The sequence below is a fragment of the Ciceribacter sp. L1K22 genome, from assembly GCF_017599385.1.
Lineage (GTDB): Bacteria > Pseudomonadota > Alphaproteobacteria > Rhizobiales > Rhizobiaceae > Allorhizobium.
Genome location: NZ_JAGFPK010000001.1, coordinates 889,596 through 904,289, shown reverse-complemented (window position 1 = coordinate 904,289; position 14,694 = coordinate 889,596). Strand labels below are relative to the sequence as shown.

Annotated in this window: 12 protein-coding genes and 1 tRNA gene; 3 read left to right on the top strand and 10 right to left on the bottom strand. The window is 61.8% G+C overall.

Annotation, left to right across the window (positions count from 1 at the left end):
* Nucleotides 1-30 precede the first annotated feature (30 nt).
* On the bottom strand, nucleotides 31-1,521 hold the full coding sequence (guaB, locus tag J5J09_RS04395) for an IMP dehydrogenase (RefSeq protein ID WP_208548471.1): 1,491 nt from the start codon (nucleotides 1,519-1,521) through the stop codon (nucleotides 31-33).
* Nucleotides 1,522-1,818: 297 nt separating this feature from the next.
* On the opposite strand from guaB, the gene J5J09_RS04390 reads away from it, so the two are divergent.
* Nucleotides 1,819-2,130 (top strand): ATPase inhibitor subunit zeta, encoded by a 312-nt coding sequence (locus tag J5J09_RS04390; protein ID WP_208548470.1) that lies wholly within the window; start codon nucleotides 1,819-1,821, stop codon nucleotides 2,128-2,130.
* A gap of 44 nt (nucleotides 2,131-2,174) precedes the next feature.
* On the opposite strand, the gene J5J09_RS04385 is transcribed toward J5J09_RS04390, so the two are convergent.
* Both J5J09_RS04385 and J5J09_RS04380 read right to left on the bottom strand, forming a co-directional pair.
* Nucleotides 2,175-3,173: an MBL fold metallo-hydrolase gene (locus J5J09_RS04385; protein ID WP_208548469.1), complete on the bottom strand. Its 999-nt coding sequence runs from the start codon at nucleotides 3,171-3,173 to the stop codon at nucleotides 2,175-2,177.
* 134 nt (nucleotides 3,174-3,307) lie between these two features.
* The gene (locus tag J5J09_RS04380) at nucleotides 3,308-3,481 is read right to left on the bottom strand and encodes a hypothetical protein (protein ID WP_208548468.1); all 174 of its coding nucleotides are present in this window, start codon (nucleotides 3,479-3,481) and stop codon (nucleotides 3,308-3,310) included.
* Between the two features lie 282 nt (nucleotides 3,482-3,763).
* Here J5J09_RS04380 and J5J09_RS04375 point away from each other — a divergent pair, with 282 nt between their 5' ends.
* On the top strand, nucleotides 3,764-5,170 hold the full coding sequence (locus J5J09_RS04375; RefSeq protein WP_208548467.1) for a DHA2 family efflux MFS transporter permease subunit: 1,407 nt from the start codon (nucleotides 3,764-3,766) through the stop codon (nucleotides 5,168-5,170).
* A 9-nt stretch (nucleotides 5,171-5,179) separates the two neighbouring features.
* Here J5J09_RS04375 and J5J09_RS04370 read toward each other — a convergent pair whose 3' ends face one another.
* The 3 genes from J5J09_RS04370 to J5J09_RS04360 are packed head-to-tail and all read right to left on the bottom strand — an operon-like array spanning nucleotide 5,180 to nucleotide 7,803.
* Nucleotides 5,180-5,563, bottom strand: a complete 384-nt coding sequence (locus J5J09_RS04370; RefSeq protein ID WP_208548466.1) for a VOC family protein — start codon at nucleotides 5,561-5,563, stop codon at nucleotides 5,180-5,182.
* Nucleotides 5,564-5,575: 12 nt separating this feature from the next.
* Nucleotides 5,576-6,289: an RlmE family RNA methyltransferase gene (locus J5J09_RS04365; RefSeq protein WP_208548465.1), complete on the bottom strand. Its 714-nt coding sequence runs from the start codon at nucleotides 6,287-6,289 to the stop codon at nucleotides 5,576-5,578.
* Nucleotides 6,286-7,803 carry a Ppx/GppA family phosphatase gene (locus tag J5J09_RS04360; protein WP_208548464.1) on the bottom strand — a complete coding sequence of 506 codons (1,518 nt, stop codon included), beginning with the start codon at nucleotides 7,801-7,803 and terminating at the stop codon, nucleotides 6,286-6,288. Before J5J09_RS04360 ends, J5J09_RS04365 begins: the two co-directional genes overlap by 4 nt.
* Before the next feature lie 260 nt (nucleotides 7,804-8,063).
* On the opposite strand from J5J09_RS04360, the gene J5J09_RS04355 reads away from it, so the two are divergent.
* Nucleotides 8,064-8,137: transfer RNA gene (locus J5J09_RS04355), tRNA-Gln, on the top strand.
* Between the two features lie 227 nt (nucleotides 8,138-8,364).
* Here J5J09_RS04355 and J5J09_RS04350 read toward each other — a convergent pair.
* The 4 genes from J5J09_RS04350 to J5J09_RS04335 all read right to left on the bottom strand — a co-directional run bounded on the left by J5J09_RS04350 (nucleotide 8,365) and on the right by J5J09_RS04335 (nucleotide 14,593).
* Nucleotides 8,365-9,159: a hypothetical protein gene (locus J5J09_RS04350; protein ID WP_208548463.1), complete on the bottom strand. Its 795-nt coding sequence runs from the start codon at nucleotides 9,157-9,159 to the stop codon at nucleotides 8,365-8,367.
* Nucleotides 9,160-9,228: 69 nt separating this feature from the next.
* Nucleotides 9,229-12,486 carry a VWA domain-containing protein gene (locus tag J5J09_RS04345; protein WP_208548462.1) on the bottom strand — a complete coding sequence of 1,086 codons (3,258 nt, stop codon included), beginning with the start codon at nucleotides 12,484-12,486 and terminating at the stop codon, nucleotides 9,229-9,231.
* Between the two features lie 13 nt (nucleotides 12,487-12,499).
* On the bottom strand, nucleotides 12,500-13,486 hold the full coding sequence (locus tag J5J09_RS04340) for a hypothetical protein (RefSeq protein ID WP_208548461.1): 987 nt from the start codon (nucleotides 13,484-13,486) through the stop codon (nucleotides 12,500-12,502).
* 153 nt (nucleotides 13,487-13,639) lie between these two features.
* On the bottom strand, nucleotides 13,640-14,593 hold the full coding sequence (locus tag J5J09_RS04335) for an AraC family transcriptional regulator (protein WP_208548460.1): 954 nt from the start codon (nucleotides 14,591-14,593) through the stop codon (nucleotides 13,640-13,642).
* Nucleotides 14,594-14,694: the final 101 nt, after the last annotated feature.

Genomic DNA, 14,694 nt, shown 5'->3' with positions numbered 1-14,694 from the left:
GGCGATTGTGCCGCCCGAGCCTTCAAAGCCTCAAGCTGCGCCCGGATAGTTGGGGCTTTCGCGTGTGATGGTAACACCGTGCGGGTGGCTTTCGCGAAGACCTGCGCCGGAGATGCGCACGAAGGTCGCCTTCGACTGGAAATCCTTGATATCGACACCGCCGACATACCCCATCGCCGCCTTCAGGCCGCCGGCGAGCTGATGCAGGACGGCCGCCACCGGACCCTTGTAAGGGACCTGGCCTTCGATACCCTCGGGCACCAGCTTCAGCGTGTCACGGACTTCAGCCTGAAAATAGCGGTCTGCCGAGCCGCGGGCCATCGCACCAACCGAACCCATGCCCCTATAAGCCTTGAACGAACGGCCCTGGTACAGATAGACCTCGCCCGGGCTTTCGTCGGTGCCAGCGAGCAGCGAACCCACCATGACGGCAGAGGCGCCCGCGGCGATCGCCTTGGCGACGTCGCCGGAGAACTTGATACCGCCGTCCGCAATGACCGGAATGCCATGCTTGTTGGCTTCCTCAACGGCAGCCATGACGGCCGCCAGCTGCGGCACGCCGACGCCGGCGACGACGCGGGTGGTGCAGATCGAACCAGGCCCGATGCCGACCTTGATGCAATCCGCTCCGGCGTCGATCAGGGCGCGAGTACCCTCGCCCGTCGCGACATTGCCGGCGATAATGCGTACCGAATTCGACATCTTCTTCGTGACCGCAACCGCATCCAGGACCTTCTGGGAGTGGCCATGGGCCGTGTCGACGACGATCACGTCGACACCCGCCTCGATCAGGCGTTCGGCGCGCTCGCGGCCGTCATCGCCGGTCGAAATGGCGGCGGCCACACGCAGACGACCGTGCAGATCCTTGGCGGCGTTCGGATTGAGCTGGGACTTTTCGATGTCCTTGACGGTGATCAGGCCGATGCAGCGCCCGTCATTGTCGACCACCAGCAATTTTTCGATGCGGTGAGAGTGCAGAAGCCGCTTGGCCTCCTGCTGATCGACGTTTTCCCTGACCGTGACGAGGTTTTCCTTCGTCATCAACTCGTGGATCTTCTGGGAGTGATCCGAGGCGAAGCGGACGTCGCGGTTGGTGAGAATACCGACCAGGCGACCCGGGCGGCCACCGTTCTCGACGACGGGAATGCCGGAGATGCCGTGCGATTTCATCAGCGACAGCGCTTCCGCGAGCGTTGCCTCTGGATTGATCGTCACCGGGTTGACGACCATGCCGCTTTCGAACTTCTTGACCTGGCGGACTTCCTCGGCCTGCTCGACCGGGGTGAGATTACGGTGGATCACGCCCATGCCACCCGACTGCGCCATGGCAATCGCCAGGCGGCTTTCGGTCACCGTGTCCATAGCGGAGGAAAGAATCGGCAGGGAGAGGTCGATGTCCTTTGCGATCCGGGTCGCGATATTCGTCTGCCCCGGCATCACCTCGGAGTGCCCCGGCTGCAGGAGGACGTCGTCAAAAGTGAGCGCTTCCGCGCCGGTTGCCGACATTACGATGCGTGCCATTGCCAAAGTCCTTCGTTCGAATAGGCAGAGTCCACCGGAAAAGGACTGTCCTCACCGGGTCGCTTCTGCATGAAATGCTTGGAAGTTGGCGAGGGCTGGTAACACGTTCATGACAGGAAGGGAATAGCAAAACGTCCTGGACTTATCATCGCGACAGGCGAAGCGCGCCCGGGGGAAGAAATCCGGTAGAACGTTCAAATTTTAGCCTCTGTTTATACGAGGCTTGAAACTTCCCCGTCTATAACGGGCTCATGCGTTGCGGGGGGCAACCGGACGCATCAACAAAAGGGGCAAAAAATGACCGCATTGAACGAACGGGCGCGTGCGCTCGAAACCCAGTTCGCCCGCCAGCAGGAACTTCGCTTCAAGGCCGACGCACGTGGCGCCGCCATGATCGGACGTTGGGCAGGCTATGTGATGGGCATCGATGACGTCGAGGCCTATGCAAGATCGCTCGCGACCACTCAGATCGTCGAACCGCACCGGCTGCTCGACCGTATTCGCCAGGATTTCGCCAACGCGCGGGTTCCCGTGCAGGAGGCCGAGATCGCGAGCCGCATGCACCAGTACCTGGAACAGGCAGCAGACGAACTCTATTATCACGTTTGACACGGAACATGGCCGCACGGACAACCCGCGCGGCCATCGTTACCCTATATGTCGAACTGGTAGCTGACAGGCACGAAGCGATAACCCGTATCGAGCTTTTCGGCATAGCCGACAGCTGGGAACGGCATGTGGTAGCCGAGGAACGGAATGCGATCCGAAGCGACCATATCGAAGACATTCTTGCGCGTCGCCGCAGCTGCCGCCTTGTCCATGTCGAAGCGAACCTCCCATTCCGGCCGCTGCAGCGACAGAACGAAGTGATTGGCGGTGTCGGCCGTGAGAAGCAGCCGTCGGCCGTCCGATTCGAGGTTATAGATCATGTGGCCCGGCGAATGCCCGAACGCCGCCATGCCGGTGATGCCCGATACCACTTCGCCACCATCGCCGATGAACGTCATCTTGTCGGCAAGTGGCTTGACCTTTGCGAGCACGGTCTTGTGGCCGCCCTCGGCAGCCGTTCCCTCTCGAGCCGGATCGACCCAGAAATCATACTCCGCCTGACCGGTAACGTAGCGTGCGTTCGGGAAAGCGGGCTCGCTGCCCTCCATCAGACCACCGATGTGGTCGCCATGCATGTGGGTAATGACCACGACGGTCACGTCCTCGCGGGTGTAGCCCGCGGCCATCAGACCTTCAATCAGACGACCCATGCCGTTGGCGCGGCCACCCTCACCAAGTCCGGTGTCGAACAGGATCACGTCAGATCCGGTGTTCACAAGTACGGGCGAGAAGCTGTTGACGAAATTATCTGCCGGAAGAAAGTTCTGTTCGAGAAGCGCGCCGACGGTCTCGGCCGACTGGTTCGTTCCGAAAGTCTCCTGCGGTGCGCCCGAGGCTCGAGACCCATCCTTGATCACGACGACTTCAAAGCTACCCAATTTCAACCGGTGGGTATCCGGCGGCATGATCTTGTCGATGTCAGCGGCCTTGGAGGGATCCGGAGCCACTTGTTCCTGGGCGAAGGCCGCGCGGTTCATCAGCATCGGCGTTGCGAGAACCATACCAGCGCCGCCAAGCAAACCTCTTCTTTTCAGCGAAATCATCTCATCCTCCAAAATCTCTAGAAAGGCGCCTCTCGGTGTGCGCGAGGCTAAAACTAGATGGGATGGCTTCCGCGGAAAGCGGGGCTCACGCACACGTGATCCGGAACGGTGGAGACGGGCCATAGTGGAGACCGTCAACCGTCAAGCATGTCGGCCAGGAACGCGGCTTCCGCGGTGGCGGTCTCGCTTCGGTCCAAGGCCATCATGCCTGACGTTTCGACCTCCAGGATCCATCTCGCGACTTCGGCGAGCACATGGACGCTTTCGGGTTCCGGCTCCCCGGGCGCGTTGATAGGCATAACGTCCATGTCGTCTCCGATGTTAGAGATCGTCAGGACGCTTCGGTTCGACCCGCAAACGTCACCTGACGAACCAGGCAGGGTTCTACCCACTCCTCCACGGGCGTGTACCTATTGCGGCACGATGAAAGCGGCCAAACGAAAGCAATGCGAAGTCGGTTCCGGTCGAATTCAATAAACTCTCCGTGACCGGGAGGCGGCGTGGCCTCGGAGGAATGGCACCGCGATGGATTGGCACGGCCGAAGACACACGGTAGAAAGACCCGCCTTCCCTCACGCGACCGTCGGCTCATGAACCGAATCGTCCCGCTCATCCTCGCCGTCGCCCTCTTCATGGAGCAGATGGATTCGACCGTTATCGCGACGGCCCTTCCGGCGATTGCGGCGGATCTCGGCGTCGGGCCGATCACGCTGAAACTCGCGCTGACAGCCTACATGGTGGCGCTCGCGATCTTTATTCCGATCTCCGGCTGGATCGCCGATCGCTACGGCGCCAAGCGTGTGTTCCGGCTCGCCATCGTCGTCTTCGTGCTTGGATCGATCCTCTGTGCGATGGCGGATTCGCTGGCGTTCTTTGTCGGAGCCCGTTTCCTCCAGGGGATGGGCGGCGCGATGATGACGCCGGTCGGGCGCCTTGTGCTGCTGAGGACAACGAAACGCAGTGACCTCGTCTCCGCCATGGCGCTGCTGACGATCCCGGGACTTGTGGGACCGCTGACGGGACCGCCGATCGGCGGCTTCATCACCACCTATTTCTCATGGCACTGGATATTCCTGATCAATGTGCCGATCGGAGCGATCGGCATCTGGGCAGCGACCGTATTCCTGCCCGAGGTGCCGTCGACGAACCCGCCGCCAATCGACAGGCTGGGTTTCGTCTACTCGGCGCTGGCGGCGTCAGGCGTGGTGTTCGGCCTTTCCGTTGTCAGCCTTCCGGCGCTTCCACCGGCGCTCGGTATCGGCACCACATTGATCGGACTGATCGCGGCGGCGCTCTATGTCAGCCATGCTCGTCGCCATCCGGCCCCCCTTATAGACCTGAGCCTTTTTTCAAAACCCGCATTTCGCGCCTCGGTGACGGCCGGGTCGGTCTTTCGGATCGCCGCCGGCGCGATACCGTTTCTGATGCCGCTGATGCTGCAGCTCGGCTTCGGCATGACGCCATTCGAATCCGGCATGATCACCTTCGTCGGCGCCATCGGCGCGATCACGACGAAAACGGTTGCGCGCAAGGTGTTCGCCGCGGCAGGTTTTCGCACGGTCCTGATCACCGCCGCCGTGACAGGCGCCGCGACCACCGCCGCCAATGCGTTCTTTCACCCGGGCACATCAATCGCGCTGATCATGGGCGTGCTGCTGGTGGCAGGCTTCTGCCGTTCATTCTTCTTCACCGGCATCAATGCACTTGCCTATGCGGAGATCGATGACAGGGAAGCGAGCCAGGCAACAGCCACCAGCTCGGTATTGCAGCAGATCAGCCTTGCGCTCGGTGTCGCCGCAGCGGCGGCCATCCTGGAGGCGAGCACGCACCTGAAGGGCACCGCTCTGTCGCTTGCGGATTTCCACACCGCTTTCGGCGTGGTGGCGGTCCTGTCGCTAACGGCCGTCCTGCCCTTCCTGGCCCTGCCACCGGAAACGGGCGCCAATGTCTCGGGCCACCGGAGGGTGGTGGCCACGGACGATGTTCCACCAAAATAGCGGAAGAGGTTATTCCGGCTTCTCGCAGACGGCCGAGAGCTTGTTGCCGTCCGGGTCACGCACATAACAGGCGTAGAAATGGGCGTGGTATGGCCGGAGACCAGGGGCGCCTTCGTCCGTGCCGCCATGGCCAAGCGCCTCCCGATGGAAAGCATCGACGGCAGCGCGATCGGGCGCATCGAGCGCCAGCATGGTACCGTTGCCGAAAGTGGCGGGATTGCCGTCGAACGGCTCCGTTATCCAGAGCCTGCAACGGGTGTCGTCGACGCGGGCATAACCTACTTCCACCGGTTCGGTCCGCAACCTGTCATAACCGAGTGTTGCCATTACTGGATCATAGAACCGGATGGCGCGGGCGAGATCGTTCGTTCCAAGAGTCAGATAGAGAAGCATGGTCCGACATCCTCAGCTCGCATCGTCGTCGTCGACTTGTTCTTCGGACCTACGACCCTTGAACCCCTTGGCAAGTAGGAACATTTCGACCGATTCCGCCCGCGACGAGGCAGGCTTCACATGGATAACCTGGCGGAAATTCTGCTTCAGCATGTTGAGCAGGTCGCGTTCGGTGCCGCCCTGGAACGTCTTTGCGAGGAAGTGTCCACCTTCGGCCAGCACCTCGACCGCGAAATGGGCTGCCACTTCGCAGAGATGCATGGTGCGCAGATGGTCGGTCTTCTGGTGCCCTGTCGTCGGCGCCGCCATGTCGGAGATGACGAGGTTCGGCGCGCCGCCGATCGCTTCCATCAGCTTCTCCGGCGCCGTCGGATCGAGGAAATCGAGCTGCAGGATCTTCACGCCCGGCAAAGGCGCCATTTCCAGGAAGTCGATCGCGGCGACGCGGATATCCTCCTCCGTCGAACCGGTGACCTTGGCGGCGATCTGCGACCAACTGCCGGGTGCGGCGCCGAGGTCGATGATGCGCCTGGCGCCTTTGAGAATCTGGTGCTTTTCATCGATCTCCAGCAGCTTGAAAGCCGCGCGGGCGCGATAACCTTCCAGCTTGGCGCGTTGCACATAGGGATCGTTGATATGGCGCTCGATCCAACGGCGGGACGAGGCCTTGAGCTTGCCCTTCTTGACCTTCTGGCCGAGCTTGCGGCCGATCGGCGGCTTCGTCATGCGTGTTCCCTCTCGCGCGGCGGGCGACGGCCGCGACCCCGACGCCAGACGCCGTCATCGGCCATCATGTCGGTCAAAAGACCCTCGCGAAGACCGCGATCGGCAACCCGCATTCGCCCCGCCGGCCAGCGGCGACGGATCGCCTCCAGAATAGCGCAGCCTGCCAGCACCAGATCGGCCCGATCTGGGCCGATGCAGGGATTGGCCGCGCGCTCGGAATATCCCCACGACAGCAGCTTGGCCTGCATGGCCGAAACTTCCGCATCGCTCAGCCACAGGCCGTCGACGCGCCGACGATCGTAGCGCGGCAGGTCGAGATGGACGCCGGCAAGGGTCGTCACCGTTCCGGATGTCCCGATCAGATGGAAATCATGACCTTCCTGCAGCGGCGGGCATTCGAACCGCCCGAGCATGATCTCGACCTCGTTGATCATCGCCTCGAAGACATCGGGCGTCACGTCGCGGCCGCCATGGCGCTCGGACAATGTCACGACACCCACGGGCAGCGAGGTCCAATGGGTGATGTGGTTGGCAAGTCGGCTGGAGCGATTTTCGCCAATGCGGATGACGGCGATTTCGGAGGACCCTCCACCGATATCGAACAGAACCACGGAACGGGCTTCGCGACCCACAAGCGACGAGCAGCCCGATACGGCAAGCCGCGCCTCGGTCTCGCGATTGATGATCTCCAGCTTCAAACCGGTTTCGGTGGTCACGCGGGAGAGAAAGTCCTCGCCGTTTGCGGCCGCCCGGCAAGCCTCTGTCGCGATCAGTCGCATGCGGCGGATATCCCGCCCGGCGAGCTTGACCGAGCAGACCTTCAATGCCTCGACGGCGCGGTCCATCGCCTCTTCCGAGAGCCTTCCGCTCGCAGCCAGTCCCTCGCCGAGACGGACGATCCGGGAGAACGCATCAACAACGCGGAAGCTGCCTGGCCGGGTCGGCTGAGCGATCAGCAGGCGGCAATTGTTGGTGCCGAGATCGAGCGCGGCGTAGAGGTCAACCGGACCGCTGTGAGACGCGGGAACGTGCGGCGCGTGGTGTCCGGATTCTCGTGCTACCTCACGCGCCTGCATCGGCGGCGCAACGGGACGGATCGCCTCGACGACGGTAGCGACTGCGGCGACCTGTTGCGGCGTATGGTGACGGCGATTGCGGTTGCGTCGCCGTCTCTTGCCGAACTTTCCGGCCTTGCCGGGTTCGGAGACAGCACCGGCGGCGTTGGCCGAGTGATTTTCCCGCGCCTGCACAGGCCGCGTCTGCGGCTCGGCGGCATGACCACCACCACGACGGCGACGCTTTCGCTTGCGAGAGGGCTGTCCGCCCGTCATATCGGAACGTTCGGCATGGCCTGGGGGCAAAGCAGCCCCGGCTTCCACGGAGCCGGATGTCACGGACGGTGGCCGTGATCCTTTCCGCTTGCTCCTGCCGCGCCGGGTGGACTTGCCATCCCTGCGCGATTGCGCCGACGCCCCCTGGGGTTGCGGCTTGTTGCCGCCTTCGGGGTCAGTCACTGTACTATTCCTCCGTGCCGCGCAAAGCCGAGAAACGCATGCTGCAGGCACGATTTGTTTTACGTTGCGTCGATCATACCAGCGACCAACAGCTTCGCCAACCGGTTTTTCCCACGCGACATTGCCTCATGACCGGCAACACTGCCCGGATAGAGGCAGCGCGAGGCGTCTATTTTTTTCCGAAACCCTATTTGCAAGCCGCGGCGATTTGTTTATAAGCCCGCCACACCGACGCGGTACGGACACGATCCGCCGCCCGTTGGGGAATAGTTCAATGGTAGAACGGCGGACTCTGACTCCGTTAATCTTGGTTCGAATCCAGGTTCCCCAGCCAATTCTCTCAAAAAACCATGATTCCTACGTGTTTCCGTCGTGCCGGATCCCGTTTTGGCGTCATTGGGGACCTGATGCCAAGGATTATTATCGGTGAGATCGAATCTTGGGTCAGCGCCCCGATGACCGGTCGCGGGCAGCCGGGAACGCTGGATCCGACGTCAAGGGGCCATCAGAATGCCTTCGCCCGTTCCCGTGGCTCTCCGGGGAGAAAATCCCACCGGCTGATCAATCGGAAACCCTGACCCAGTGGTTGCGGCTGACCATTCGGCAGTTTTCGCTTCCGCCGAGAACGGCGGAGGCTTCGATCGGAAGAACGATATGGACGGTCGCCACATGTTCGATCTCCGTCTCGCTCTTCAGCGTCAGCCGCCAGGTCATCTTGCTGCCTGCGCCCTGCCCTGCCGGAATCTGCCCGAAAAGGTTCGAAAATATCTCCGCTTGCCATGCATCCTCCCCGGCAGCGCGCCATGCGACCCGGCTCAGGCCTTCAGCGGAAAGTCGGCGGGACATTTCAAGCTGGTCGGGATGGAACGGCGCCTCGAACTCAAGTCGTCGCGGCTCCAGCCATTCTGAAGGCAGCGCACCGGCCGATTTCGGGAAGACCTGCTGCATCAGGGGCGGGCATCCTTCAAGGCGGCCCTTGCCAAGGCGGGCTTGCCAGAGGCCGGATCGCGGCCGGATGCCGAGAGTGGTTTCATCAGGAAACAGCTCTATGGGGGGCTTTCCGGGGGGCAACTCCTCAGGCGGAGGATCATCAGGGAGACGATCGAGGTCGCGCGGCATGCCGGGAGGTGCGCAACGTTCAGAGCCGGAATAGACATAGTTATTGACACCAAAGGCAAGCGCTATGTCGGCCGGGGTACTGCCGGGTGTGTACCAATGGGTAGCTGACTGGTCCTCATCGATCACCAGAATGTGCTGGGCCGAGGGTGCGGGGCCGGCATAGGCTTCCATCGATCCTCGTTCTCCCCGCCCAACATCGATCCACCGCGCATTGCCATCGGCTTCAATATGAACCACGGGCGGCTCGCAGGCCAAAGCGGAAGAACCCAGTAAAGTGGCGATGGCTGTTATCAAAAATCGCATGGCTCAATTCCTCCCAATCAGGTCCAGCAGGGCTTTCATATCGTCGGGCTTTAGCGTCCTTGGTGGGCTTGCTTGCGAGGCGGGTTTGCGGTCCTGTGGCGCTGGCGGCACAATCATATTGATGATCAGGTTGCTTTCCTCCTGCGGGATATTTGAGGTGAATTCGCAGATTTCATCGCCGGGTTGGAGTTCCCAGCAGTTATCGCCCCCCCGCTGATTAAGCCCCATCAGCCTGAAATTGCCGCCGCGACCCATATCCCAGAACCATGTGCTCACGCGGCCATCCGGCAGGGTTTCGCCGAACTCCACAGACCAGCGTGCAGGCAAATGACCGGAGATGGGTGACCCTTCGAAACCGAAGGCGCAGGGTTCGTCGCCGCAACGGCGCAGGACGCGTCCTGTTGTCAGCGTAAATTGTAAGGTACGGAAGACAGAGGCAAGTTTCTCATCAGCCCGATCCGGGTCCGTGCACAGCCGCCCGACACGGGTGATCTCGCAACCCCGCTCGCCAAGCTGCCAATCAGCCGGATTGAGCCAGATCGAATGGGCGGAACCAGCGTTTTCCGCAAACTCGACACGTGGAAATGGCGTGGCCGGCGTAACGTCCGCCACCCAACCTTCCGGCAGGTAGAAGGCAAGATTGGTCGCAGCGTCCCGCATGTCGCAACTTTCAACCGTCTTATCACCGGGCAGGCAGCGATGAGGATAATCGGTCCAGGCCTTGCCCACTTCCTTGCCATTTTCGCAATTGTCCGGTCCGTGACCCTGACCATCATCGCAACCCTGCGCCGCACCCGGAGCCGCGCCCTGCATGGCACCAAGCAATGCGCCCATGATGGCTTTTTGATCAATCTCTCCATTCGGCCCGACATTTTGTGCCGCCCCCAAAAGCGCACCGATCATCGCTTTGGTCTGCTGGTCCTGCCCGGCAAGGCCCTGCTGGACGCCTGCTGCGAAATCGGGCTGAGAACCTGTTTCAGCCTGTGTCGTATTCTCGTCGGCAGGTGGAATGATGAAATCCTTTGGCTGGCCGGCGACGACTTCAATGACCGCACGGAATTCCTTGTTAACCGTCCCTACTTTCGAGGCGGTGACCTCCCATTGCCCCGGTGTCAGCTCGGTGTTGAAAACAGTCTCCGGTTCAAACGTCCATGCAGCGTCACCTGCAGGATTGTTTCCTGCCGGTACGACTGACCATTCGCGCGGAATTTGGGGATATTCCGAAGGCACGCGGAACGTGACGGGCGTCAAGCCATCTGTAAAGCCAGGCTGTCCACCTTGCTTTTGTGTCGCCTGCTGTTGCTCCCATTTCAACGTCGCCTTGACGAGTTGATAGGCCGCAAGCACCTGCGGATCATCGCTTTGGAACATGCAGAACTGGCCGAGAGCGCCCACATTTTCGCATGGGCCGTTCATGGCAACCCACTGGCGTGGGCCAAGGACCAGCGAATCATCTGTGCCATTTCTGAAGAAATTGACGTGCGGCGGCAGTTTTTCTCCAGCCGACTGCGCCCCTGCAGTATACGGATCGGTCGAGGGATAATCCGTCCACCAGCCAGCTGGCAGCATGAAGGACAGCCCGGTTGCAGCGTCGCCGATCTGGCAGGGCGACGGACCGTCGCAGGAATAGGCAACATCTTCGCCCAAGCCGTTGGTTGCGCCGGGGCCAGCGTCCGCCTTTTGTCTCGGCAGATTACCTGCCAGTGGCGTCGCATCTGGCGTTCCGACGTCCAACGAGATACGCGCCTTCTCCCTGCGCTCACCAGACGCATCGTAACCCTTGTATACGAGATCGTAGGTGCCCGGTTCAGTCGGCGCAGTCAGAGGCTGGCCCGCAGCAAGTTCGCTGAGTGTTCGGCCCCAGTCGATCTGGTTTTCGCCCTGCCATATCTCGATCCCGTCGCTGCGCAACTGACTGCCGGTGGTTTCAATTTCGATCGGGGCGCCCGGTGCGACGACAGATGGAGCCTTGAGCGTTACGACAGGGTCTGCCTCGACATTGATTTCCATTTCGTCGAGCTTGTCGCCGCCCCAGGTTTCGAGTCTGAGAAGATACGCACCAGGCGCAGCAAGCTCGATCGCAGCGTCCTTGGCGCCTTCGGTTCCTTCGACCGTACTATAGGTTATGGCGGCGTCTGGACTGGCGTCACCGGATGGGTAGAGCCTCAATGCCAGTGCTGCGCCGCCAGTCTCGCTTCCTTCCGCAAGTACGCCGAGCTCAATCTGAGCAACGCCCACAGCGTAAGGCCCGCGGTTCACCATGCCCGCCTTACCGGGCTCAATTGCAACCTCCTCAAGCGGACGCACAAAGAGTATTGCGTCCGTCTTGAAACCGGAGACCCAGCCGTCTGCCGGCGGCAATTCCACCCAATCCATCTCCGTTGAATAGCTGAAAAGGCGGCAGCGCGGCTCTTCGACGAAATAACTTCCGGGGGGCTCGAACATCCAGGCAGCAGTTGTCGCATCAGCTTCGGCCAATGCCCGGCAATCCTGGGCTGTGCCATTGCGGGGAAAATCGGGTTGCTGCGGGGCTGCAACTTCAGGCCCGAACGATTGCCCTGTCGGCTGAAGCTGAATGTTGGGCATGAGCGGGCGGCCCGGAAAGTGGGGCGTCTCTCGCGGCGGCGCCATGGTAATCGCTTCACTAAGGGCATCGCTGAGCTCGCCGGCATTTGCCGCCTCGATGTACCGTCCGCCCGTATTTTCGGCGAGGCAGGCCACCTGCGCGCCTTCTTCCTTCGACAGACCGAAGCCGACCACATGAGCGGTAAAATTGACGCCCGCCGCCTCCAGTTCCGAAGCCAGCGCACATGGGTCCGCCTCGCAGGTCTCCAGTCCGTCGGTGACAAGCACCACTGTTGCACTTTCCTCGCCATAGCGCAGAGCTTCGGCCGCCTGACGCACGGCTGCCGAGAGAGGCGTCTTGCCCAGGAAGCGCATCGCGTTGACCGCGCCGACAACCGTTTGTCCGGTGTTCTTGCCTGGCGGAACGAGCAGTTCGATATCGCCGCAATCACCCTTGGAGCGATGACCATAGGCGATGAGCCCGAGTTCCTGTTCCACCGGCAGGCGCGTCACCACGTCAGCCACTGCCTCGCGGGCGATTTCAAGTTTCGGCCGACCGTCGATCTGCCCCCACATGGAGCCGGAGCCATCCATGACGATGATCGTGCGTGGTGATTCCTCGGCGTGCCCCGTCGGGATCTGAGCAAGCAGCACGCCGGCAAGGAGACCGGCGATTTTCAGCAAAGCGGTTTTCATGAATTCGTCCCTCTCAAGCCGATACCGCAACCGGGCGGACAGGTGCTTTCCGACCCGATGCCCAAGCCGCGGCCTTGCTGCCGATGTCTCTGAACTTGCCGGAAAGTTCCTGCAGGCGTGCCCGCCATTCCGGATCCGGCACCTGTCCCTCGGTCGTTTTGAAGAAAACCAGCAGCATGCAGGTGATGGCGAGCGGCTCGAGCAGAGCCGCCTTGAACGCCCAGGCGAAAAGGATGGCAAAAACGAAGCCGCCTGCGCTCAGCGCGCCGGGCATGAGATAGACAAGCGCCGCCGCAGGGGCGAGCGCCAGCAGGAATACGACGAACGAAAGCCCGTAGATCATGATCGCCAGCCAGGCCGCATTACGGAACATGACCTTGTAATTCTGGCCATAGAGGACGAGTGCCTCCTCCGCCGAGGCCCAGGGATTGGTGGCTCGAGTTCGCAGGGCATGGGCGAGGATGACTTCGTCAGTGAAGCCGACAGCAACCTTCAGAAAGTTGCGCAACATGCCCGTCGCTGTTTCAAGACCGGGGATAGGCAGGATGGATGCAATCCCCTCGATCAGACCCGTGATGGCCGATATCACCCCTTTTACGAGTTGGTCGACGCCGAACAGCACGCTCGCCTCGGCAAAACGCTCGCGCACCATCCGGCTGCCATAAGCCACCTGCCCTTCGCCGGCGGGAAATGGCCGCCCGTCGATAAGTTCAACGAGAACCGCGATGTGCCCGGCCTTGACGATGTAGAGGATATATTCCCGAAGCAGATAGAACGCAGCCGCGACAAGGCCGAAGCCTGTCACGCCGCCGATGACCGTGCTGGAGGCCAGAAAGTCGGCGTCACCGAAGTGGCCGACGCCATAGCCCATGGCCGCGCCCGTGCCGGTAGCGATGACATAGGCGCAGGCGATGCCGAAATAGACGGCCATGCGAAAAAGAAGGAAAGGAGCGGTGCGGGCCATGAGCGCCAGAGCACCTGAAAGGCTGAAATTCCACATGAAGGAGCATCCTTGACGGTCAAGTAGCGGCATTCCCGGGCGAGGGAGTGCCTGCTGCGTGGAGATTAGGATTGGGCAATGTCAGGGTCTTGGGCTGGGCGGCACCGAGTTACGGGGCCGATGGCACAGACAAGGTCGCCTGCCGGAAATGCGTTACGGCTTCCGAGGCCGTACGTCCCTCGGCGTCATGCCATAGGTCTGCCGGAAGCGGGTATTGAACCAGGAGAGGTCGCCGAAGCCGGCCTCCAGGGCGATCTGGGCGATGTTGAGGTGCTGGAAGGACGGATCGGCCAGCATGCGATAGGCCAGCGCGAGGCGGCGGCCCGCCACATAGTCGCGAAAGGACGTGCCCTCGCGCTCGAACAGGGATCGGACATAGCGAGGTGAAAGGCCAAGCAGCTTACCCACACCATCGGCGCTGAGTCCGGGTGAAACGAGGCTGCGCTCGATCTCGGCCTTCACCTGTTTCAACCGGGCGGCCCTGATACCTCGCCCCGCGGCGATCTCGGCAGCTTCGCGCGTCGCTCCTAGCGCCATCAGCGCCAGATCCTGGACGTGCGTCACGCATTGCGCCGCCTCTTCCGGGGCGAGAGCGGGCAGTTCGGCATGGAGCGTGCGTGCATAGTTCAGGAACAACCGCCATTGCGGCGTCATCGGGCTCGCGCGCTTCAGCACCGCCTCCAGTCCCGCCGCCGCCGGGCCGAGATGGGCACGCGGAATAGATACATAGATCCCCTCCATGTACTCCCCCCCAAAACGCACAGTTCCCGGGACGTCGCCCGGATCGGCATAGACAACGCCGGGACGCAGAACCTCCTCGAGACCACCTGTCTGAGTAATGGAGCCACCACCGGCGAGCGGGATATGGAACATGACGTCGTCGCTGCAATCGGCGGCATGCATCCGGCTACGGATCGCCGTGGACGCGGAATGACGCCCATGGCCGACAATCACTCCAGGCAGGACAGCTATGGACGTTTCCGAATGGAAGTCCTGCCGATCGTCCGGAATGAAGTCCACCTTGGTCATGTTGGCGACGACATTGCGAAACTCCTCGACCCGCTGCGCGCGGCTGAAGTCTCTCGACTTGATCGACAGTATCGTCATGTAGCTACCCTTCCGCAAACCGTGACATCTGCAGTCCTAGTAACAATCGCCTTTTGGCGCATACACCAAATAGGGTATCAAACGACTATCTTCGCAGTCCA

Coding starts and splice junctions, on each gene's coding strand:
- J5J09_RS04380 (WP_208548468.1), bottom strand. CDS start 3,481: ATGGACGTTATGCCTATCAACGCGCCCGGGGAGCCGGAACCCGAAAGC.
- J5J09_RS04370 (WP_208548466.1), bottom strand. CDS start 5,563: ATGCTTCTCTATCTGACTCTTGGAACGAACGATCTCGCCCGCGCCATC.
- J5J09_RS04340 (WP_208548461.1), bottom strand. CDS start 13,486: ATGTGGAATTTCAGCCTTTCAGGTGCTCTGGCGCTCATGGCCCGCACC.
- J5J09_RS04335 (WP_208548460.1), bottom strand. CDS start 14,593: ATGACGATACTGTCGATCAAGTCGAGAGACTTCAGCCGCGCGCAGCGG.
- J5J09_RS04390 (WP_208548470.1), top strand. CDS start 1,819: ATGACCGCATTGAACGAACGGGCGCGTGCGCTCGAAACCCAGTTCGCC.
- J5J09_RS04345 (WP_208548462.1), bottom strand. CDS start 12,486: ATGAAAACCGCTTTGCTGAAAATCGCCGGTCTCCTTGCCGGCGTGCTG.
- J5J09_RS04375 (WP_208548467.1), top strand. CDS start 3,764: ATGAACCGAATCGTCCCGCTCATCCTCGCCGTCGCCCTCTTCATGGAG.
- J5J09_RS04385 (WP_208548469.1), bottom strand. CDS start 3,173: ATGATTTCGCTGAAAAGAAGAGGTTTGCTTGGCGGCGCTGGTATGGTT.
- J5J09_RS04365 (WP_208548465.1), bottom strand. CDS start 6,289: ATGACGAAGCCGCCGATCGGCCGCAAGCTCGGCCAGAAGGTCAAGAAG.
- guaB (WP_208548471.1), bottom strand. CDS start 1,521: ATGGCACGCATCGTAATGTCGGCAACCGGCGCGGAAGCGCTCACTTTT.